A 21381-nucleotide genomic window follows, 5' to 3' on the forward strand; every position below is an offset into this window, starting at 1 on the left:
CCACTTGAAACATAAATGAAAACCTGGATTGCCCTTACATCGTCAGAATTGACGACTGACCAGTACTCAGCGATCGACCGATATAGGAGTCTCACATGACCGAAGCACTTTGGCAGCTCAGTGCCTGTGACATCGTACAGGGTATTCGCAACAAGACATTTTCCTGTGAAGAGGTGATGCGCTCCGTGGTGCAGCGGATCGCTGACCGGAACGGTTCAATCAATGCCATCGTCTACGACTATTCGGATGAAGCCGTAGCACAGGCCCAGGAGGCCGACCGGGCACGGTCATCCGGATCGGTGGTGGGATCCTTGCACGGTGTACCGGTCACCATAAAATCCAACATCGACGTGAAGGGTCAACCCACACCGAACGGAGTGCCGACATACAAGAATGTCATTGCAACAGACGATTCACCCGTTGTCCGAAACCTGAAAAACGCTGGCGCGATTATTGTCGGGCGAACCAACACGCCGGAATTCTCCATGCGGCTCACCACCGACAACCCACTTAATGGCCGGACGTACAACCCATGGCACGAAAATGCCTGTCCCGGCGGCTCATCGGGTGGTGCCAGCGCAGCAGCGGCCGCCGGTTTTGGGCCGATACACCATGGCAACGATATCGGCGGGTCATTGCGTTACCCAGCGTCTTTCTGTGGCCTTGCAACCGTAAAACCGAGCTTTGGACGGATCGCGAACTTTGTGCCGTCAGCCATGCCGCCGGAGCGGGGGATGCTGGCCCAACTGATGGCTGTACAGGGAGCAATCTGCCGGCAGGTGTGCGATGTGCGCCTGGCGACGCAGGTCATGGCCGCACCCGATGCACGTGATCCGTTCTGGGTGCCAGTGCCGTTTGATAACTGGCCTGACGAGGGGCCAATCAAGGTCGCTGTGACCCGGGAATCATATGGTTATCCGATCCACCCTGACCTGGTGGTCGGTATTGACCGTGCTGCGGGTTACCTGAGTGATGCGGGCTACCGTGTAGAAGAGGTGACCACACCGTCGATCGAAGACGCAGCCCAGGGCTGGTTTGACCTTCTTGGCAGTGAGCTCGAAGCTTTTATGATGCCACTGGCGAGAGAACATGGCAGTTCGACGATCCAGCAGATTTTTCAATGGTATTTCGAGATGGGCGATGTCGCCGATGCAGAGCGCTATCGTGTGGGCATCAAAGAACGTACCACCATGACACGCGAATGGAACATTTTTCTGGACGAGTATCCCCTGGTCTTAACGCCTTTTTTTATGCAACCGACTCCAGCGTGGGACTGTGACGCAATATCTTTTGAACAAACTCAGGATGTGTTCCGGGCCGCGATGTACAGTACCGGCACCAACTTTCTCAGTCTGCCCGCCGGCGTCGTGCCGATCGGTTTAGTCGAATCGTTACCGACCGGCATCCAGGTCGTTGGCCGTCGCTATCGGGAGGATCTCATCCTCGATGCGATTGAGGCCATCGAAAACCGTGTGGGCGTGCTCAGCCGGCAGCTCTGGGCCCGAGAAGAATAAGTTCCCGGTTGAGTGACTGCTGCCCCAGCTCGCGGATAAAGCCGCGGCTTTATTCAACAGCTTTCTGCAGGTGGGTCTCAAACCTGGCTGGTGATGTGAACTCGATCAGCTCGAGGTCTTCTGAGCAATCGCTTTCGTCGTGCACTATGCCGGGCGGCTGCAGACAACTGTCGCCGGCTTCGAATAAGTGTTCACCATGGTTTTCATACACGAATTTGATCCAGCCTTTCAGTACAAAAAACATTTGAAAATCGAGTGCGTGGGTGTGCGGACCGGTGTGGGGGAATTGTTCAACCGGTTTTTTCACGCGGATCACATGGGCGTTGAACTGACCATGCGTCGCATCACCTATACCCAGGTCGCGGTATTCAAAAAACGAGCGAAGACCTGGCGTCCAGGTCGAGTTCTTAGCATGACTGGTACAGAATTTCTGTGATTGCTGGGACATGTCGTCTCCTTTGTCCCCGTGAATCCTTGAGTTTTCGGTCAGATGCGCTGGCACGCTGTTCTGCTAGTAAAGCATATTTCGGGGTCGTTGGGGGGTAGGCTCGTAGAGGAGCGATCTGGTGATCGAAACCACCTTGAAAAAACAACCTGTAGACCGCATGTTAAGGAGAGACAGAACGAACGAGGGAGCAGTCCTGTGAATGCAGAAAAGAGACCCGATATATCGAACAATTCCGCGCTACTGATCCGTGAGGCGATTATGACCGCATATAGCTTGACGGGGAACCTTTCATCGGCCACCGAATTGTGTGGAGAACTGGCGGATGGGGATTTGCCGCAGGACGTTCAGGCGATGGCCGTATTGACCAAGCTGCACAACATCGCCATGCGGCGCCCTAAACACTAAGTACGTGCGTGTCCAAATGACTTAAGTTCGACCGAAAGATCGGCGCAAAGAAAATATTATCCTCTGGCAACAAAGCGGAAATTAGAGTGAACGACCGGTTTATTTTTCATAACTTCGAAGCAGCCCCAAAGCACGTTGCGCCATTCAGCCATGCTGTTGAGTGTGACGGCTGGATTCAACTGACCGGGCAGATGCCCACGGACCCGAACGACGACAATGCGCCTCTACCAGAAGGCGTAACTGCACAGACTCGGCGCGTGATGGACAATCTGGTGATTGTTCTGAAAAACCTTGGCCTTGGTCTGGGCCATGTGATGTCGTGTCGCATATACCTGACAGAGTTCGAGCGCGATTACGAAACCATGAACGAAGTCTATCGAGATTACTTTACTGAGGGTCGACTACCGGCGCGGACCTGTATTGGGGTGACGGCGCTCGCTCGGGAGGCTCTGGTCGAAATCGATATGGTGGCCCGGCGACACTGATCCCCTGCAGCACGATCCGTTCCTGTGGCCACTGGGTGGTTTACGGCAGGTAGAACTTACCTTCTATCGTTTTGGTAGCCAGGCCCCCGACACGTACTTCGACCGCCTGTCCATTGCGTGTTAAAAGCTCGCTCATGACCACACTGGGACGTCCCATTTCATGGCCTTGCTCGCTACGCAGTGTCAGTTTGCCGTTTTGCAGGGCGCCGAGCTGGCCCGCCTGGTACAGATAGCAGCTTATCGCGCGGTTGGTGGTTCCCGATGCGGCTGATTCCGGCGTGCCGACTGCAGGGCAGAATTCCCGGCAACGGATCATGGTGGAGTTTTCAACGACGGGGGTAAACAGGGCAATGGTGTCAATCGATGTGCGTTGGCACAAAGCTGTGATTGCGGGAAAGTCGGGAGTTACTGTCTCCAAATCAGTCACGCTGCGTATGGGAACCAGTAACGATCTGAAATCGGTAATGGTGACTTTCATGTCGAGATCGTCCCTAAATCCCTCTTGGCTTATTCCCAACACCACTGCAAGCTCGTCGATGCGTAACACGGCCGGTTCGAATACCGCCGGTACCAGCGTGAGCAGCACCTCGGGCCGTCCATCCTCACGCAGGCGGATTTCTACGTCTGAGGTCATCGCCGGCGTGCGCAGCGTTGTCGTTATGGCGCTGCCTTTATCAGGCACGAACCAGCCACGCTCGACCAGCCAGGTCATGAGCCCCATGGTGCCATGACCACACATCGGATATTCGGTTAAGGTCGAGAAAAATCGGACATCAACACCATGCTCGTCAATGCCGGTGATGAACCCGGTGGCTGGTGCCCCAATCTCCCGGGCGATCTGTAGCATCTGGTCGGCGGGCATATCCCACGCTTGGTCAATTACGCCGGCTATGCTTCCGCCGAACACTGTCTCAGAGAAAGCGCCATAGAGTGCGAGCGGGTACTCAGCCATGGAACTCAGACATCTTCTCGATGGGGCCAATTCGTGTTGTTAACAACAACCCGGCCTTCAGTCGGCTGGAATCAGGACGGCCCATAGTCGCGGTCGACCTCTGCTACACGGATTCGGTAGTTGAGAAACAGCTTGCGCGATTTGGCTTCATCCTGTGCTTGAGAGTGATCAAGCTGTTCACGCCAGCGGTTAACGGCCGCCATGTTCTGCCAGGTCGAAAGCGAGACGTAACGACCTGGGTTACTGATACTCTCGAATCGTTCCACCGATATAAACCCATCGATTTTTTCGACTTCTTCAAGAAGGACGGCAGCGAGTTCAAAGTAACGATCCTTAAGGGTTTCATCAGGCTCGAATTCAAATACAACAATCACCATGTTGTTTTCTCCTGGTTGTGCCACGGCAGTACGAATTCTGGTATAGCAGGCAGTTCGTAATTTATTGTAACGGCAATTGAATCACGGGTTGGGCGGAGCCGTCTGTTATGCTACCTACTCGACCCCACAGCAGCAGAGGTGGATTCAGCAGCGGGTGACCACACCGCGTAAAACCAACGTGTTTCGGCCGGTTTATCGGCTCGGCTGGCTTGTCATCTGGAGCAGTTGGCTGGCGCTTGTGCTCCTGGTGGTACCGGCTGTGGTTTCACGGCACAATCTCTTTCACCGGCTGGTACTGTATGTTCTGGTCAGTATAGTCGCTTACTTCGTTTATCGGTTGTGGGAGTATGTAATTACTGGGCGGTTGCTACCCCGTTGGTCCCGTCGCGGATGACCAGACGGAATTTATATAATCGTCCTGCAACTTGAGGTGTGAAACATGGCTGAGCGGTCTTTTAAGCGGGAAGTGGAAAAGCTGCGGCTGGGTCCAGGCGAGGAATTCCGGGGAGAGGGGATTCTGGCTGTGACCAAAGCGTTATTGCAGTGTGGCGTAGGTTACGTAGGAGGTTATCAGGGGGCACCGATTTCCCATTTGATGGACGTGCTGGCGGATGCGCAGGACGTTCTCGCGGAACTGGGCGTGCGTTTCGAGGCCAATGCTTCCGAAGCGGCTGCTTGCGCCATGCTGGCAGCGTCGGTTCACTATCCAATTCGTGGTGCGGTGACCTTTAAGTCACCAGTCGGTATCAATGTGGCCTCCGATGCCTTGGCTAACCTGTCGTCCGGTGGAGTAACCGGTGGCGCCCTCGTTCTGGTGGGTGAAGACTATGGTGAAGGCTCATCGATCATGCAGGAACGCAGTCATGCGTACGCGACCAAATCGCAGATCTGGCTGCTTGATCCCAGGCCAAACCTGCCTTCGATTGTGAAGGCTGTCGAAGACGGTTTCGAGCTGTCGGAAGCGTCAAATACCCCGGTGATGCTCGAACTTCGGATACGGGCCTGTCATGTCTACGGGTCCTTTATGACCAAGGCCAATCGCCGCCCAACACTCAGCGTGACTCAGGCTCTGGATGAACCCAAGCGGCAAACAGATCGCATTGTGTTACCACCGGCATCATATGTTCACGAGCAGGAGAAGATCAACCAGCGCTGGCCAGCTGCTGTGGAATTTATTCGTAGCAGGGGATTGAATGAAGTCTTCGGCCCCGCAGGTGGCAAGATCGGAGTCGTGATGCAGGGCGGCATGTACAACGGCGTGATCCGAGCCTTGCAGCGTTTGGGGCTCGCCGATCTGTACGGGGAAACACAAATACCACTGTATGTTCTGAATGTGACCTACCCGTTGCTCGAGGCTGAGTTTCTTGCCTTCTGCGAAGGCAAATCGGCGGTTCTGGTGGTCGAGGAGGGTCAACCGGCCTACATTGAGGATGCGCTGGCAGCAATTCTCTATCGGGCCCGCGGCAGTGTTCAGCTGTCCGGAAAAGATGTCCTGCCAATGGCAGGGGAGTATATCGGTCAGCATGTTCTGGAGGGGGTCACTACGTTTCTGGCGAGGTATGCCCCAGAGGAACTGCCCGCAAGCTCAGCGCAGTCACAGAATAAACCCATTGTTGAACCGGTGACCGATCTATCCGAGACCGTGCCGGCACGCCCGCCAAGTTTCTGCACTGGCTGTCCCGAGCGGCCACTGTTTGCTGCCATGAAAATGGTGCAACAGGAGAGAGGACCGTTACAAGTGGCCGGCGATATAGGCTGTCACCTATTCGGCAGTCTCGCGCCCTTTGAAATCGGTGGCACTACCATGGGGTATGGATTGGGACCTGCCTCAAATGCCGCCTTCGACGGTGGCGGCAGTCAGCGGACTGTGTCAATCATCGGTGATGGCGGTTTCTGGCATAACGGTCTGACATCGAGTGTGGGTAACGCGGTGTTCAATAAGTCAGATGGTGTGATCGTGGTGGTCGACAACTTTTATTCAGCCGCAACCGGTGGCCAGGATGTTCCATCGTCACGCGCAGAGAATCGCTCAAAATCAACCCGTCACCCGATCAGCGCGGCGGTAAAGGGTATCGGTGTGGAGTGGGTACGCGAGGTTGACGACACATACGATGTTGCCGCAATGCGCGACACGTTGCAAGCCGCGTTGGATACGGACCACGAAGGGCCTAAGGTGATTGTTGCCTCATCGGAGTGCATGCTCAACCGGCAGCGGCGAGAACAACCTGTGAGAGACCGGGCGATTGCAGCAGGTGCGCGTGTGGTCAAACCGCGTTTCGGCGTAGATGCTGACGTGTGTACGGGAGATCATGCCTGTATACGTTTATCGGGGTGCCCCTCTCTGTCCCTTAAGACTCTGGATGATCCTCTGCGCGACGACCCAGTCGCACATATTGATCAGTCGTGCGTAGGTTGCGGTAATTGTGGTGAAGTAGCTGATGCAGCGGTTCTGTGTCCTTCTTTTTATCGGGTTGACTTAGTCCACAACCCGGGCTGGTTCGAACGATTGCGTCACCGACTGACCCTTGGCCTGATCCAAATCCTCCAGCGCCGCCGGTCCCGCAGGGTCCTGGGATTTGAACCGGTCTGATTAAGATATGAACTCTACACCCGATATCATCAAGTTAGCTGTCTTCGCAGTGGGTGGCCAAGGCGGTGGGGTACTGTGTAACTGGATCGTCAATGTCGCGGAACGAAATGGTTACCGCGCCCAGGCGACGTCTATCGCCGGTGTTGCTCAGCGTACCGGTGCCACGATCTACTACGTTGAAATGGCTCCCGACCATGGTCGCACACCCGTATTTGCCCTGGCCCCATCAGCCGGAGATGTAGACATCCTTGTCGCTGCCGAAATGATGGAATCAGGCCGTGCCCTGATACGTGGCTTGGTGACGCCAGATCGCACAATCCTGATCACGTCAACACACCGCATGCTGGCCATGTCCGAAAAGACTGTACCCGGCGACGGGACGGCTGATTCGCTGCCGGTGATCGAGCAAGGACAAGCCAGATCAAAACGCTATATAGCTTTTGACATGGAACAGATTGCGGTGACTTCAGGCAGTGTGATCTCGGCCAGTCTATTTGGTGCACTGGCAGGTTCAGCTGCGCTGCCATTCTCGCGGGAAAGTTTCGAGGAAACAATTCGTGCGGCCGGTCGTGGTGTAGCGACCAGCCTCAAAGCCTTTGAGGTTGCGTTTTCCACCGCGCGCGAAGCACAGCCTAAGCTCGAGGGCACCACTGAAAAGGAACAGACTCGCCAATACACTGTTCAGGGGCCCGTGTTGCAACGGCGAAATTGGCAGCAGCTCATGGCAAGGTGTGCCGAGCTTCCATCAGCAGTTCAACCGATGGCGCTCGCGGGGTGCAAGAGCGTTGCTGATTTTCAGGACGTTGACTATGTTATTGAATATCTTGAACAGCTTGAAGCGATGGTCCATGAAGATGGTCTACACGGGGGTGCAGCCCGGGACTACGGTCTGTCGGTTGCTGCGGCAAAATATATTGCCAACGCTATGGTTTATGACGATGTCATCCGGGTTGCAGACCTGAAGACTCGAGCAACACGGTTCTCGCGTATCCGCAACGAATTCAGCGTGGGCGACGACAGTGTGCTGCAGTTGACTGAATTTCTACATCCCGGGGCGCAGGAAGTCTGTGCCATGTTCCCCGTCCGATTGGGTCGCCTGGTTGAGCGCAGTCCGCGGCTTTTCAACTGGCTGGATCGAATGATAAATCGCGGGCGTAGGATCCGTACGGATAAAGTAATCGGCTTCATGCAGCTCTATTTGATTGCGGGTCTACGTCGATGGCGCCGCCGTCTTTTGCGTCATGCGGTCGAGCAGCAGCATATGCAGACCTGGCTGGGGTCGGTGTTGCAGACGTTGCCCGGTGATTATGATTTGGCTGTAGAGATGCTCCGCTGCCGTCGTCTGGTTAAAGGTTACAGCGATACCCATGCCCGTACCCTGTCCAAGTTCGATCGGGTCATGGCCGCGGCGATTGACCTGCGGGATTCGGCGAATGCGGCAGATTGGGTCCGCCGGCTCTGCACTGCCGCTATGCGCGAGGAAGATGAAGGGGCGTTGGAGGAAGTGTTGCACGCAATAAAGCGTGTTCACTAAGTTTGAGGGCAGTTAACGCTCTCTCAGTGACACGCGAATCTGCGTCTTAGGCCGATGGTCAGCACCAACGCGCCGAGCATGACAAACCAGAACAGCGTCCACCACGGCATGCTCAAGCCAGCAAATGTCCAGTCTACTGATGCGCACTCACCGGATCCGGTCAGCGTTTCACGAATTGTCCGCGACAAGGGGAATGCACGGAGCATGTACTCAAGTCCGGGACCACACTCAGGTACCTGATCGGGGGGTAGGTTTTGCAGCCAGACATGACGGCCGGCGATGGCTGTACCCATGGCGGCACAGAACCCACCCAGCAGCGCGTAGATTGTACGCCCGCGCCTACCTGGGTTATGCAGCGCTGCAGCCAGCGCCACCAGACCGAGCGCAAAAAAGGCAACGCGTTGAAATATACACAGCGGGCAAGGGTCAAGAAACTCCGTGTACTGCAGCCAGTAGGCATAACCCAGAAACGCTGCACAGATCAACGCAACGAGAAGATTCAGGTAGCGAAATGCAGTAGATGTGGCCACAGCGTAATTGTACCGCCACACTGACCCTGGAATTATGATCATCCGGTAATTTTGAACACGCTAATATCCCTTAATGAACACATCAAAAAAATCTGATGCCAATTGTTATAACGATCGGCAGAGTAGGTGTTTTGAGTAGTTACGCGGTCCATGGTTAAAACCATCCCGGCGCTGATGATGGTCCTGGCCCTGATGGGTGGCCCGATAGGAAAAGCCGATCAGAAAGACAATGTGGCTGCAATGCGTTTAGTGATTCAGACCCAGTTGAACGCCTTCGCCCGTAGTGATGCGGTTACGGCCTACGCCCAAGCTTCGCCGGAGATCCATTCCATATTTCCGACAACAGAAGTTTTCATGATGATGGTCCGTCAGGGTTATTCGGCCTTAATCGCCCCTGCAGTCGTCGGTTTTCTGGGTGTTATCGACGACAGCGGCGGGCCTGTTTATCAAGTTCTGGTCGAAAGTCGAGACGGGCGCCGGTGGAAGGCGTTTTACACCATGGTGCAACTGGACGATGCCAGTTGGCGAATCGGCGGCTGTGTCCTGGTCAAGCTGCCTGAAGAGTCGGCCTAAGACGGGGTTGACTTCAGTCGTCTTCACGCCGTACCACAACGTCTACAATTTCGCCGTCAGGATCTGTCGACAGGCGGAAGACGATAGGGCGACAGCACACCTGGCAATCTTCGACATAGGCGTCATTGCCGGTTAATGGATCAATACTGATGCTGATGAACTCACCGCAATAGGGACAGTCGACACTGCGCTCCTCAAGCATCATCATCGCTTAATCTATCCGGTTGTGGTTTGATGTTGTTCAAACGCCAGATCTTCAATAATGGTGGTGTTTGGCGTCAAGCGAAAGATTTGAGGTGACACTTTGATCTTGATCGAACGGCTGCCACCACCCAGGATCACGTAATCCGGCAGCATCACCCGGCTGTCTACCCACAGCGGTAGTGAATCTGGCAGGCCAACAGCCGTTATCCCGCCGATCTCCATGCCGGTGAGATCACGGGTTTCTTCAGCCGAGGCAAAGGAACATTTTTTCACCCCCATTCGTTTTCTGACACTTTTATTCACATCCAGCCGGGTGGTCGCTAGCAGAACACAGGCGGCATATTGGCGCGGATCTGATTTGCCCGCTGCAACGATGACGTTGGCCGAGACAGATAAGGGAATGTTGTAATGTTCACAGAATACGGTGGTGTCAGCGAGAACAGGATCACACTCCAGGATCTCGAATCCGAGCCCTAGTGTAGCGAGGGTTGCCAGCGCTTGGGCAGCAGGGTCACCGGCTGTGGGTTTGTCACTCATGTTTGTCGTGCGGCACGGGCGCGAAGGATGACCAGTGACTGCTTATTTTACGGGGAATGATATTCGGATACAGTAGTGACCTCGATCTGAAACCAGAAATTATTCGCCAGGAGAACAACGATGACCGACTACAGCCAGATGAAATGTGAGGTTTGCCGAGTAGGTGCTCCTTTGGTCACAGCGGACGAAGTTGAAGATTTTCTGAAGCAGCATCCGCAGTGGGGGAAACTTGTCATCGATGGAGAGGACCGGATTCAGCGCATATTCCAGTTCAAAGATTTCGAACAGGCCCTTGCTTTTACCAACCGGGTCGGTGCACTGGCTGAGGAAGAAGGTCATCACCCCGCGCTACTGACCGAATGGGGCCGGGTCACGGTCGGCTGGTGGACGCATAAGATCCATGGCCTGCACGTGAATGATTTTATTATGGCATCAAAAACTGACACCTTGGCTGGATAACTGGACAGAAATGAGTCCGCTTACAACACAAGACTAGATCCGCGGAGCGTATCTCCACCAGGTCCGTCGTTCTATAATGATCCGGCCCCCTTTTACCCCGGGGTTTCTGTGGACAGAACCGAACGCTTTTATACCATTGACCGTCTGTTGCGCAGCCGGCGCCAGGTCTCCCTCCGCCAGTTGATGGAAGAGTTGGAAGTGTCCCGTGCAACCGTACGCCGGGACCTCGAATATATGCGCGACCGTATGGCAGCGCCGATCGTGTGGGATGCCGCACTGCGGGGTTACTGCTACCGACTGGAAGCCACTGGCGACGATGACCGGTATGCTCTGCCTGGCCTGTGGTTCAATGCCTCAGAAGTCTATGCACTGCTGACTATGGACCATCTGCTCAGCAGTCTGCAGCCAGGATTGCTTGAGCCGCATATTGAACCTTTGCGCGAACGCATCAGGCGACTGTTAGGCAGCGGTGAACACCCGACACAAGAGATCGAAAAGCGTATACGGATACTCTACATGGCGTCTCGCCAGATGGACACGCGCGTATTTGCCTCTATCGCCAACGCGTTGCTGGCCCGGCGCCGGCTTTTTATCGTTCATCTGAACCGGCGCAGCAATCTGCATACCGAGCGGGTCGTTTCACCGCAGCGACTGGCTCATTATCGTGATAACTGGTATCTGGACTGCTGGTGTCATCTGCGCAAAGGTCTGCGAAGTTTCGCCGTCGATGCGATTGAGAGTGCCGACCTTAAAGAAGATCAGCCTGCAAAAGAAGTCAGCGACAGCCGGCTCGAAATGGTCCTGGGTGCCGGCTACGGAATTTTTGCTGGAGACAAGACGCATCAAGCGGTACTGCGGTTTACACCCGAGGCGGCGCGCTGGGTTGCATCAGAAAAGTGGCATTCACAACAAGAAAGTACAGTAGAGCCCGACGGCAGTTACCGGCTGAGTGTGCCGTATGCCAAGGAAACAGAGCTGGTCATGGATATTCTGCGCCATGGTTCTGACGTAGAAGTTTTGTCCCCGACCAGTTTAAGGCAAACAGTGCGGAAACGGCTGGCAGCCACACTTAAACAGTACTAAACGGTTACTGATATCGAACATGACGCGTTGCGGCTCTAAGCCAGGATAGAACACTGGCTGGTAACAACGTTAAAGGGGTCGGATGGATGCTGCTGAGCGGTATTATGTTTATCGGTGTTACTGGCATCGTGCGATACCTAGGTGGCGAAATGCACCCGATTCAGGCTGCTTTTATCCGCTACGCGTTTGGCATTGTTCTGGTTGTGCCCGTGATATTGCGTGTGGGGCTGTATGAGTTGCTGTCTGCCAGAATACGCTTACACGCAAGCCGGGGTTTTGTGCATGGCATCGGTGTGATGTTGTGGTTCTACGCGATGAGCCGACTGCCGATTGCCGAGGTCACAGCACTGGGGTTTACCACGCCGGTTTTCACCGCAGTGGGTGCCATGTTGATTCTCGGGGAGCGGGTCAAGAATTATCGTGTCGCAGGGATATTGCTGGGTTTTGTCGGTGCCATGATTGTACTCCGACCCGGTCTGCGGATCATTGACTTCGGTGCTGTAGCTATGTTGTTTGCGGCGCCTCTGTTCGCTTGTTCCCTGTTGTTGGCAAAGGTCGCCACAAGAACAGAATCGAGTTCGGTTATTGTTGCCCTACTGTCAATATTCTGCACAGTCACGCTCCTTCCTTTGGCGCTGATCTACTGGCGAACACCAACGATGGAGGAATGGTCGCTGCTGTTTCTCACCGCGATGTTCGCCACCTTAGGCCATTATTTTCTGACCCGGGCCTTCCAGAGTGCTGAACTCAGCGCCCTGCAGCCGTTTTCTTTCCTGCAACTGGTGTGGGCCATATTGCTTGGCCTGGTTGTGTTCGGTGAACAGCCCGATCTGTGGATAGGGCTCGGCGCCGGACTGATCGTGTTTTCCGCCACCTGGATCGGCCGGCAGGAAATGCGCAGCCGCCGCAGTCCGTCAGGTGATAGCTGACGCAACAGGGGGCTGTGGCCTGAATTTCTGGGGCCTTATGGCCGCGAGGATCAGCTGATGAGCTACCTGTTGTCGATAATGCCGACTAAGATGGGGTTTATATTCTGGTTTCGGCTTATTTCAAGGTATCAAATTGCTCCACGTCTGCTACGGTAACCAGCTTGAAGTGCTTGCCGACCAACTCGCTGAGCACCTTGACAGCCGTGCGGTCGGGCCGCTCGAGCCTGAGCTGATCGCTGTCCAGGGCCACGCGGTTTCGCGCTGGCTGGCCTTGCGATTGGCCACTGACCGTGGCATTTCAGCCAACAACCAAATGCTGTTTCCTGCCGAGTTGCTTTGGCTGCTTTTCAGACGCGTGTTGCCGGAGGATGTACCGCCGTTCAATGGGTTCAGTGCACAAACACTGGCCTGGCGGGTGTTGGCACTGCTGCAGTCAGAACAGTTTGGGAGCGGGTATGCAGCCCTTGCACATTATCTTGAAACTGCGTCGCCAATAAGCCAGTGGCAGCTCGCCGAGCGTTTGGGCAGACAGTTCGAGCAATATCTGATCTACCGGCCGGATTGGATTCATCGCTGGGAGTCGGGGGGTGACACCCATTGGCAGGCTGCGCTGTGGCGACGCCTGCTGGCAACAGGTGATGACCGACACTGGCTCAATCTGCGGGCGAGACTGGTCGAGGTCATGGCACAAGAGCCTGCCGCAGCAGATCGTTTGCCTGCGCGTATCAGTCTTTTTGGTCTGCCAAGTCTGTCTGAGGTCTATTTGGGGATTCTGCAGACCGTGGCGGCCTATTGTGATGTGCGAATTTATGCACTCAATTACTCGTCCGTGTTCTGGGCTGATATCGTGAGCGACAAGGAACGCACGCGCCGGGCACTGAGCGACCAGAGCGGATTGGCGGACTATATGGAGACAGGTAACAGCCTGCTCGCCTCTCTGGGACGACAAGGCAGGGCGTACTTTGGTCAACTTCTTGAACTTGATGCGCTCGATGAGGAGGTGTTCCACCCACCCGTTTCAAACACACTACTCGGACAGATCCAGTCCGATATTTTCTATCTTCGGGAGGGTGGGGATGAGGGCGCACAACGTGAGGTAGAACCGTCGGATGACTCCATTCAGATCCACGTGTGTCACAGCCCGATGCGGGAAGTGGAGGTGTTGCATGATCGCCTGCTGGATCAATTCGACCGACAACCCGACTTGGACCCGGCTGAAGTGCTGGTGTTGGTTCCAGACATCGAAACCTACACAGCCTATATCGAGGCCGTATTTGGTTCGCTCACCGACGACCGGAGAATTCCTTTTCGAATTGCGGATTGCGGTCAAAGCCAGCGGTCTTCACTGATTGAGACTTTTTTCGCACTGCTGGACATGCCGTTTGGGCGCTATGACGCCACTGGGGTGTCTACGCCGCTGTTCGAGCCCGCCATTCAGAAACAATTCGGCTTGTCCGGCACTGATGTGGATCAGATCCTGCATTGGGTCCGGGAGAGCGGCATTCGATGGGGCATCGATGCGGCGGATATGAGCAGGCTTGAATTGCCGGTGGGTGAGGAGAATACCTGGCGACGTGGTAGCGACCGCTTGATACTGGGCCACGCCCTGCCAGCGGGCGCTGTGTTCGATCAACTCGCGCCCTGTGGCCCGTCGGATACCACAGATGCTCAGGTAGTTGGCCGTTTACGCAGTTATCTAGAGCGGGTTTTTGCGCTGCGAAATGAACTTTCTGGTGAACGCACCGTTATAGACTGGAGCGTTAAAGCCAATAGTTTGCTCGACCGCTTTTTTGCCTCGGACGCGGGTAACGAAAGTGAACTGCGTACCTTGAGGGATGGTCTGACTGGCGTTGCCCACAGTGCCGAAGCAGCCGGTTACAGCGGCACGGTGGCACTAGAGGTTTATCGGCATGACCTCGCCCAGCGACTGGCGGCACCCAGTCGCGGTTTTTTTGGGACTGGTGCGGTGACCTTTGCTGCGCTAGCGGCGGGTCGCTGTCTACCAGCCAAGCTGGTCTGTTTGCTGGGTATGAATGACAGTGTGTATCCGCGGGCGGATAGTCGCCAGGGGTTTGATCTGATCGCCCAGTACCCTCGTGTCACTGACCGGCGGCAAAGAGAAGAAGATCGTCAGGTTTTTCTCGATGCAGTGCTGTGTGCTCGCCAACAGCTTTATATCAGTTACACCGGTCGCGACATCCATGATGACCGTCCCAAACCACCTTCAACACTGATCAGTGAACTGCTTGACTACATAGATCGAACTTCGCGCTCACAGTCAAACACGTGTAAGACCAGTTCAGCAATAACCATTCAACACCCGCTGCAAGCATTCAACGAGCGCTATTTTCAAGACAATGTCCCGCAATTGTTCAGTTATGCGCGTGAGCTTGTGCGCTCCGGGGATGTTGCTGTCCCTGGCCCTGGCGCGCTGGTCGGCACACCGTTGACTCGGATAGAAACCGATTCCGAGATCGCGCTGGAGAATCTGGTGCAGTTCTTTACGCATCCCGCCAGGGTGTTGTTGCGCGATGTGCTGGACATTCGTCTTGAATCTGCCGACGTCATGCTGCAGACGCGAGAACCTGTTGACCTGGACTATTACACCACGATTGCGGTGCGCGAAGTCATGCTGGCGGAAAAACAGCAAGGGGCAGGCTTTGAGGCGGTGGTCAACCGGCTTCGCGCCGCCGGTAAGGTACCCGTGGGGACAGCCGGCGTCCGGGCACTGGAGTTTGAGTGGTATCAGATTGCACCGCTGCATGAACGTTTAATGTCGACCGGTTTTAGTACCGACGGAGAGGTGATTGAACTGGCGCTGGATGTTGCCGGGACTCACCTTACAGGGACAGTGTCTCCGCTCATAGCGAACGGACTGGTGCACTACAGTGTGATGAATCTGACGGCCCGCGACCGAATCCGGTTGTGGCTCTCGCACCTTGCCCTGTGCGCCTCCGACACCCCGTACACTCGATCCAGCCAATTGTTCGGTCCCGATCAGGCCGAATCCTTCGACATCATCGCACAACCCCACGCATTGCTGACAGACCTGATCGCGGTGTACCAGGAGGGCTTGACCCGCCCGCTGCCGTTTTTCCCCCGCAGCGCGTGGGAGTATGTCAGCGCCGGTGGCGACTCGGCCAAGGCGGCAGCCAGAACGTGGGCAGGTAACGATTATGCCTGGGGTGAAAGTGAGGACGTTTACAACCAGCTCGCTTTCCGCGATAGCGGCATCGAGATCCTAGAGGGAGAATTTGAACAGCTTGCGGCTCGGATCCTCGGGCCACTGCAGGCGAACCGAGTGGTCGTACGCTGATGGCCACGCCAACTCTGGATATCTGCGCGGTGCCGCTCGCCGGAATAAATCTGGTGGAAGCGGCCGCAGGTACTGGCAAAACGCGGACGATCGCGGCGCTTTACTTGAGAACTGTACTCCAGGCCGAATTCCAGGTCAGGAACATTCTTGTTGTGACCTACACCCATGCCGCAACCCGGGAGCTGCGAGAACGAATCCGAGACCTGTTGCTGCAGGCCGCCGGGGTGTTTCAACACGGGGATGCCGGAGAAGATGCGCTCCTGAACCATCTTGCTGCAACTGATCCAGATCCGGAACTGGCCCTCAAACGTTTGCGGCGGGCCATCGCAGATTTTGATGAAGCTGCGATTTTTACCATTCACGGATTTTGTCAACGCGTACTAGCTGAAAATGCGTTCGAAGGCGCACAGCCGTTTGAATCCGAACTGCTGACAGATGAACGGCAGATCGTCTGTGAAGTAGTGGACGATTTCTGGCGCCGAAATATATACCCAGCCGGCGTTTTATGGGTCGACTGGCTTCAGGCGAATGGGGTAGATCATCCCGAAAGACTTTTGAACGGCCTAACTAACCTCATGGGTAAACCCTACCTACGCATGGCTTCCTTGCCCGAACCCAAATCACCCAAGGCCTTGGAACACGAGCTCCAGAGCTGTTTCCAAACGCTGGCTGACGACTGGTCAGCCCAGCGAGACAGCGTAGAAAAGATTCTGCTCGAAGACGATCGGTTGAATCGCAACCGTTACCGGACATCCAGCGTTGCCGTCTGGATCGCACAGATGGACCTATTGCTCAAGCGTACGCGGCCCGACTTTATGGCGCTACGTGAATTTACACGGTTTGACAGGTTCCAAGCATCGGTCATTTCCGAGCGCCGTTCTGTGAAAAAAGGGCACACCCCGCCAACCCATCCCTTTTTTGAATCCTGTGATGAGTTTGCGGGACGCCTTAAAAACCTAGAGGACATTTATCAGCAGCTCTACCGGATTTTTCAACGCGAGTTGTATCAGTACGTGGTGACTGAATTACCGCTTCGCAAGGCCGAGCGCGGGGCGCTGGGCTATGATGATCTGCTGACACGGCTACAAACCGCATTGCATGGCCCTCAAAGTGACTCACTGGTCGCGAAACTTCGTTCGGACTATCGAGTAGCACTGATTGATGAATTTCAAGATACAGACCCCGTTCAGTACGACATTTTCCGCAAGATTTATCATGGGTCTGATTGCCCCGTCTTTCTCGTCGGTGATCCAAAACAGGCGATCTACAGTTTCCGCGGTGCCGACGTATTCACGTATCTCCGCGCACGGCAGGATGCAACGAAGCAATTTTCGTTGGATCAGAATTGGCGGTCGGTACCGCAGCTGGTCCATGCTGTAAACCTGCTCTTTGAACGGCGGGCAGAATTGCCTGCGTTCTTGTTGGATGAGATCGATTTTTCGCCTGCACAACCAGCACCCAAGCAGCTGCCCCAGCTGACCGAATCTGGCTTGGCAGCACCGGCAATGGTGATCTGGCCATTGTCTCGAGAAGATGACAACAAGCCGATTGCGAAGCACCGCGCAGGCTCGTTGTGTGCGGCGGCAAGCGCAACCGAAATCGCCCGGCTCCTCGCCATACCGGCAAAGATCGGTGACGAGCCACTTCGCCCCAGCAACATCGCGGTGCTGGTGCGAACGCATTCACAGGCCCGGATTGTGGAAACTGCAATGCGAGAGGCCGGCATCGCCAGCGTTCGACATTCCCAGGAGAGCGTTTATCAAACGCACGAAGCAGTGGAGCTGGAGCGTGTTCTCATCGCAATACTGGAGCCGAATCGGGAAGCACGGGTGCGGGCGGCACTGCTGACTGACTTCTGGGGCATGGATGCCGCATCCCTGCAGTCGTTTTCGTCACTCGAACTGGCGTGGGATACCCGGCTTGCCGGGTTTCATCACTATCATGAGCTGTGGCGTACTCACGGGTTCATGCGAATGTTTCGAGAATGGAGTGCGGTCGAGGGTGTCTATCCACGTCTGCTGGGTTTTGAGGATGGTGAGCGGCGCCTGACAAACTTGCTGCAGCTGGCTGAGTTGATTCATGGTCAGGAGCGGCACTGCGCCGGACTCAACAACTTGGTTACTTGGTTTTCAGAAGCAATGACACGGCCGCCGGTCAGAGATGATCCATCGCTGCTCAGACTTGAGAGTGACGAGGACCGAGTCCAGATTGTCACCGTGCACGGCAGCAAAGGCCTGCAGTATCCGGTGGTGTTTCTACCGTTCAGCTGGAGCGGTGGGCTTCAAGTGGCTGGCTCTGAACACTGTATTTTTCATGACACTAGCCAGGGTAACGCCGCCACGGTCGATTTTGGTTCGGCGGACTTTGAACAGCACCTGGCACAGGCCTGCCGTGAAGAACTGGCCGAAAATCTACGATTGTTTTATGTGGCGCTGACCCGGGCACGCTGTCGTTGCTACCTCGCCTGGGGTGCCGTCAACGATGCGGCTACGTCCGCATTGGCCTGGTTGCTGCACCGGTCACTGGATGTCGCGCAAGATGATCTCATCACAGCACTTCAGGCTCGCTTCAGAGCAATCACCGATCCAGAGATTCGCGACACGCTCGAGCGGTTGGCTAAAAAGTCCGAGGGCGCCATCCAGGTGATCGAGCCCAGTATTGAGCGTAACGGCCCTACAACATCCGACGCCGTGTTTAAACGACCAATGGCTGCTCGAGAGGTCAGTCGAAAGATCGATCAAACATGGCGGCTGACGAGCTTCAGCGCACTTTCGACCGGGCACACTACGGAACTCCCGGATTATGATCACGCCCAGCAGCGAGTGTTGTATGACGGCGAACGAACGGATGTTTTTACCTTTCCACGCGGTGCGCGGGCGGGAACCTGTCTGCATCAGGTGTTTGAAGAACTGGATTTTGCGAACCCTAACGAGGAGCGCCGCAATGCGGTTATCGAACGGGTGCTGAAGACACACGGTTATGAAGCGAGGTGGCAGGATGTAGTAGCACAGCTGGTGGACCGCGTTATCCATGTGCCGCTCGATCCACAGGGCACGTTACGACTGGCAGATATTCAACGATCTCAGCGCGTCGATGAACTGGAGTTCTACTACCCGTTCGCAGCACACAACCCCCAAGCGCTCAAGTCAGCGACTCAGGCTTCAGCAGAAGACACCCATATCAAAATGGCCATCGAACAAATTGAACTGGGTGCGACTGCCGGATTCATGCACGGATTTATCGATCTGGTCTTTGAGGCAGCGGGCCGCTATTACCTGGTTGACTACAAGTCTAATTTTCTTGGTTCGAATTATGATGATTACCGACCCGACCTGCTGAAAGAGGTGATGGAGCGTGAGCACTATGTGTTGCAATATCTGATCTACACAGTTGCTCTGCATCGATACTTGAAACATCGGATACCGGATTATCACTACGAGAAACATTTCGGCGGTGTTTACTATCTTTTTCTTCGAGGCATGAATCCCGCGCTGGGCCACCGATGTGGTGTGTATTACGACCGGCCCAGTCAGGCACTGATCGGGCCGCTCGAAAGACTGCTGGGCAGTGCCACATGAGTGCGCTGATCAAACAACTGGAAATCGCACGGCAGGATGGCGATCTCAGCGACATCGCATTTTATTTTGCCGAGTTACTGGGCCGGCTTGACCCAACTGCGGGCGACCCGTTGCGGCTTGCCGCCGCACTGGTCAGTCAGCGTACAGGCTCTGGCCATGTCTGTGTCTATCTGCCCGACGAAGCCGAACACGGTCTGTTGACCACGGACAATGAGCTGAACATCACTGCACCACCGTTGGCCGAGTGGATGGCTGTACTGAAAAAGTCCAGCGTGGTGACAATGTCGGGCGAATACCGGCCGCTGGTACTGGAACCTGACGGCCGCCTGTATCTTTACCGCTACTGGGACTGGGAAAAACGACTGGCTGAAGACCTTCTAGTTCGAGCTCAACTGCCGGATCTCGACATCGACGATAACGCTCTGAGCCAGGCCCTGACCGCAGTTTTCCCTGCGGGTCTTGGCAGTTCAGATCAGAAGGTTGCCGCTGCCTTGAGTGTTTTTCGTCCCTTGAGTGTCATCACAGGGGGTCCGGGAAGCGGCAAAACGACGACCGTAGTGCGGACCGTCGCACTGTTGCAGGCCATTACGGCCATGACTGCAGATGCAATCACCCTGGCAGCCCCCACCGGCAAAGCAGCGGCACGGCTACGGGAGGTGTTCGTACAGTCAGCCACTCTGCCAGGGCTGGAAAACCTTCAGCTGCCTGAACGCACGACCACGATACACCGGTTGCTCGGAATTCATGCCGCCGATGGCAATCCGTTTCATGACGCCCGCAACCCCCTGACCTGCCGTGTGCTGGTGGTTGATGAAGCCTCCATGATCGATCTAGGGCTGATGGTCAAGCTGGTCGAGGCGATGCCTCGACATGCCCGCCTGATTCTATTGGGGGACCCTGATCAACTGGCCTCAGTGGAGGCTGGTTCTGTACTCGAAGATATCTGTAACGGTGCGCAAGGCTTGCCTGAGGCGCTGGCAGCCAGGCTTAGCCGGGTAACCGGTGTGCATGATGTATCTGGTGCCAGGCCGAGTAACGCGGCACCACTCGCCGGTTCGCTCGCTGTGTTGCAGGACAGCTGGCGATATGGCCGCACAAGCGATATCGGCAGGCTGGCCAGCGCCGTCCAGGCAGGTGATGTGAGCCAGACGATCGACTGTCTGCAGGATCCTGTTGCAAGCGCCACAACGCTGCTGCCGTACGAGGGTCAGCCCGGGTTATCAAGGCTTCTGATCGAGCGTATCGTGTCCGGTTACAGCCAGTGTCTGTCTCTCGCGATTGCCGGGGCGCCTGCCCACCGTGTCTTTGAGTGTTATGGAGAACTGCGGGTTTTATGCGCGCATCGCAGCGGCATCAGTGGTGTCAGTGGCATTAACCGGCTGATCGAACAGCAGTTGATAAAAGCCGGACAGATACCGGCCAGAGTGTCGTGGTATCCCGGCCGGCCCGTGATCATCCTGAGTAACGACTATCGTCTGGGCTTGTTTAACGGTGATATGGGCATTGCGCTGGAAGATCCCGGTCGCCCGGGGCAGTTGGCGGTCTATTTCCCGCAGCCCAGCGGGGCTTACCGCACGATCTGGCCGGGCCGTCTGCCGGCCCACGACACCGTTTATGCAATGACGGTGCACAAATCCCAGGGCTCTGAATTTGGTCGTTCTGTCTTGGTTTTGCCCGAGCGACCTTCACCGGTGTTGTCGCGGGAGTTGATATACACCGCCTTGAGCCGAGCAGTGCACGCGCTGGAGATCTGGGGCAGTCAAGACATACTGTCACTGGCGGTCAGCCAGCAAGCCCGACGCAAGTCTGGATTGCAACATCGCCTGCAGTGATTGGGCCTTCTCAGCGGGCTAGCAGTGGTGTTGTC

Annotated in this window: 19 protein-coding genes; 13 read left to right on the top strand and 6 right to left on the bottom strand. The window is 55.7% G+C overall.

Going from position 1 to position 21381, the window contains the following annotated elements; translation table 11 throughout:
* The first annotated feature begins 95 nt into the window (after positions 1–95).
* Positions 96–1514: an amidase gene (locus MK323_07140; GenBank protein ID MCH2481934.1), complete on the top strand. Its 1419-nt coding sequence runs from the start codon at positions 96–98 to the stop codon at positions 1512–1514.
* Between the two features lie 49 nt (positions 1515–1563).
* Here MK323_07140 and MK323_07145 read toward each other — a convergent pair whose 3' ends face one another.
* Positions 1564–1962 carry a cupin domain-containing protein gene (locus MK323_07145; GenBank protein ID MCH2481935.1) on the bottom strand — a complete coding sequence of 133 codons (399 nt, stop codon included), beginning with the start codon at positions 1960–1962 and terminating at the stop codon, positions 1564–1566.
* Positions 1963–2220: 258 nt separating this feature from the next.
* Here MK323_07145 and MK323_07150 point away from each other — a divergent pair, with 258 nt between their 5' ends.
* Complete coding sequence (locus MK323_07150) at positions 2221–2367, top strand: hypothetical protein (protein ID MCH2481936.1); 147 nt, start codon at positions 2221–2223, stop codon at positions 2365–2367.
* A gap of 86 nt (positions 2368–2453) precedes the next feature.
* On the top strand, positions 2454–2852 hold the full coding sequence (locus tag MK323_07155) for a RidA family protein (GenBank protein MCH2481937.1): 399 nt from the start codon (positions 2454–2456) through the stop codon (positions 2850–2852).
* A gap of 40 nt (positions 2853–2892) precedes the next feature.
* Here the strand turns inward: MK323_07155 and MK323_07160 are convergent, their stop codons facing one another.
* Together MK323_07160 and MK323_07165 are read right to left on the bottom strand one after the other, a co-directional pair.
* Complete coding sequence (locus tag MK323_07160) at positions 2893–3804, bottom strand: PhzF family phenazine biosynthesis protein (protein MCH2481938.1); 912 nt, start codon at positions 3802–3804, stop codon at positions 2893–2895.
* 71 nt (positions 3805–3875) lie between these two features.
* Positions 3876–4181 carry an antibiotic biosynthesis monooxygenase gene (locus tag MK323_07165; GenBank protein MCH2481939.1) on the bottom strand — a complete coding sequence of 102 codons (306 nt, stop codon included), beginning with the start codon at positions 4179–4181 and terminating at the stop codon, positions 3876–3878.
* A gap of 154 nt (positions 4182–4335) precedes the next feature.
* Here MK323_07165 and MK323_07170 point away from each other — a divergent pair, with 154 nt between their 5' ends.
* From MK323_07170 to MK323_07180, 3 genes are read left to right on the top strand one after another with little or no spacing between them, the layout of a single operon-like run.
* Positions 4336–4575 carry a hypothetical protein gene (locus MK323_07170; protein ID MCH2481940.1) on the top strand — a complete coding sequence of 80 codons (240 nt, stop codon included), beginning with the start codon at positions 4336–4338 and terminating at the stop codon, positions 4573–4575.
* Between the two features lie 45 nt (positions 4576–4620).
* The gene (locus tag MK323_07175) at positions 4621–6771 is read left to right on the top strand and encodes an indolepyruvate ferredoxin oxidoreductase subunit alpha (protein MCH2481941.1); all 2151 of its coding nucleotides are present in this window, start codon (positions 4621–4623) and stop codon (positions 6769–6771) included.
* A 7-nt stretch (positions 6772–6778) separates the two neighbouring features.
* Positions 6779–8305 carry an indolepyruvate oxidoreductase subunit beta family protein gene (locus tag MK323_07180; protein ID MCH2481942.1) on the top strand — a complete coding sequence of 509 codons (1527 nt, stop codon included), beginning with the start codon at positions 6779–6781 and terminating at the stop codon, positions 8303–8305.
* A gap of 23 nt (positions 8306–8328) precedes the next feature.
* Here MK323_07180 and MK323_07185 read toward each other — a convergent pair whose 3' ends face one another.
* Complete coding sequence (locus MK323_07185; protein ID MCH2481943.1) at positions 8329–8835, bottom strand: disulfide bond formation protein B; 507 nt, start codon at positions 8833–8835, stop codon at positions 8329–8331.
* Between the two features lie 150 nt (positions 8836–8985).
* On the opposite strand from MK323_07185, the gene MK323_07190 reads away from it, so the two are divergent.
* Positions 8986–9408: a DUF4864 domain-containing protein gene (locus MK323_07190; GenBank protein MCH2481944.1), complete on the top strand. Its 423-nt coding sequence runs from the start codon at positions 8986–8988 to the stop codon at positions 9406–9408.
* Positions 9409–9421: 13 nt separating this feature from the next.
* Here MK323_07190 and MK323_07195 read toward each other — a convergent pair whose 3' ends face one another.
* Both MK323_07195 and MK323_07200 read right to left on the bottom strand, forming a co-directional pair.
* Positions 9422–9616, bottom strand: a complete 195-nt coding sequence (locus tag MK323_07195; protein ID MCH2481945.1) for a CPXCG motif-containing cysteine-rich protein — start codon at positions 9614–9616, stop codon at positions 9422–9424.
* 8 nt (positions 9617–9624) lie between these two features.
* The gene (locus MK323_07200; protein ID MCH2481946.1) at positions 9625–10149 is read right to left on the bottom strand and encodes a hypothetical protein; all 525 of its coding nucleotides are present in this window, start codon (positions 10147–10149) and stop codon (positions 9625–9627) included.
* A 120-nt stretch (positions 10150–10269) separates the two neighbouring features.
* Here MK323_07200 and MK323_07205 point away from each other — a divergent pair, with 120 nt between their 5' ends.
* The 6 genes from MK323_07205 to recD all read left to right on the top strand — a co-directional run bounded on the left by MK323_07205 (position 10270) and on the right by recD (position 21346).
* Entirely contained in the window at positions 10270–10608 is a 339-nt protein-coding gene (locus tag MK323_07205) for a 4a-hydroxytetrahydrobiopterin dehydratase (protein MCH2481947.1), read from the top strand.
* 108 nt (positions 10609–10716) lie between these two features.
* Complete coding sequence (locus tag MK323_07210; GenBank protein ID MCH2481948.1) at positions 10717–11691, top strand: YafY family transcriptional regulator; 975 nt, start codon at positions 10717–10719, stop codon at positions 11689–11691.
* 86 nt (positions 11692–11777) lie between these two features.
* Positions 11778–12620, top strand: a complete 843-nt coding sequence (locus MK323_07215; GenBank protein ID MCH2481949.1) for a DMT family transporter — start codon at positions 11778–11780, stop codon at positions 12618–12620.
* 133 nt (positions 12621–12753) lie between these two features.
* On the top strand, positions 12754–15936 hold the full coding sequence (gene recC / locus MK323_07220; protein MCH2481950.1) for an exodeoxyribonuclease V subunit gamma: 3183 nt from the start codon (positions 12754–12756) through the stop codon (positions 15934–15936).
* Positions 15936–19514 carry an exodeoxyribonuclease V subunit beta gene (gene recB, locus MK323_07225; GenBank protein MCH2481951.1) on the top strand — a complete coding sequence of 1193 codons (3579 nt, stop codon included), beginning with the start codon at positions 15936–15938 and terminating at the stop codon, positions 19512–19514. Before recC ends, recB begins: the two co-directional genes overlap by 1 nt.
* On the top strand, positions 19511–21346 hold the full coding sequence (recD, locus tag MK323_07230; protein ID MCH2481952.1) for an exodeoxyribonuclease V subunit alpha: 1836 nt from the start codon (positions 19511–19513) through the stop codon (positions 21344–21346). The genes recB and recD overlap by 4 nt, the downstream gene beginning before the upstream one ends.
* The last annotated feature ends 35 nt before the right edge of the window (positions 21347–21381 follow it).

This window comes from Gammaproteobacteria bacterium, assembly GCA_022450155.1.
In the GTDB taxonomy this organism is placed as follows: Bacteria; Pseudomonadota; Gammaproteobacteria; order Arenicellales; family UBA868; genus REDSEA-S09-B13.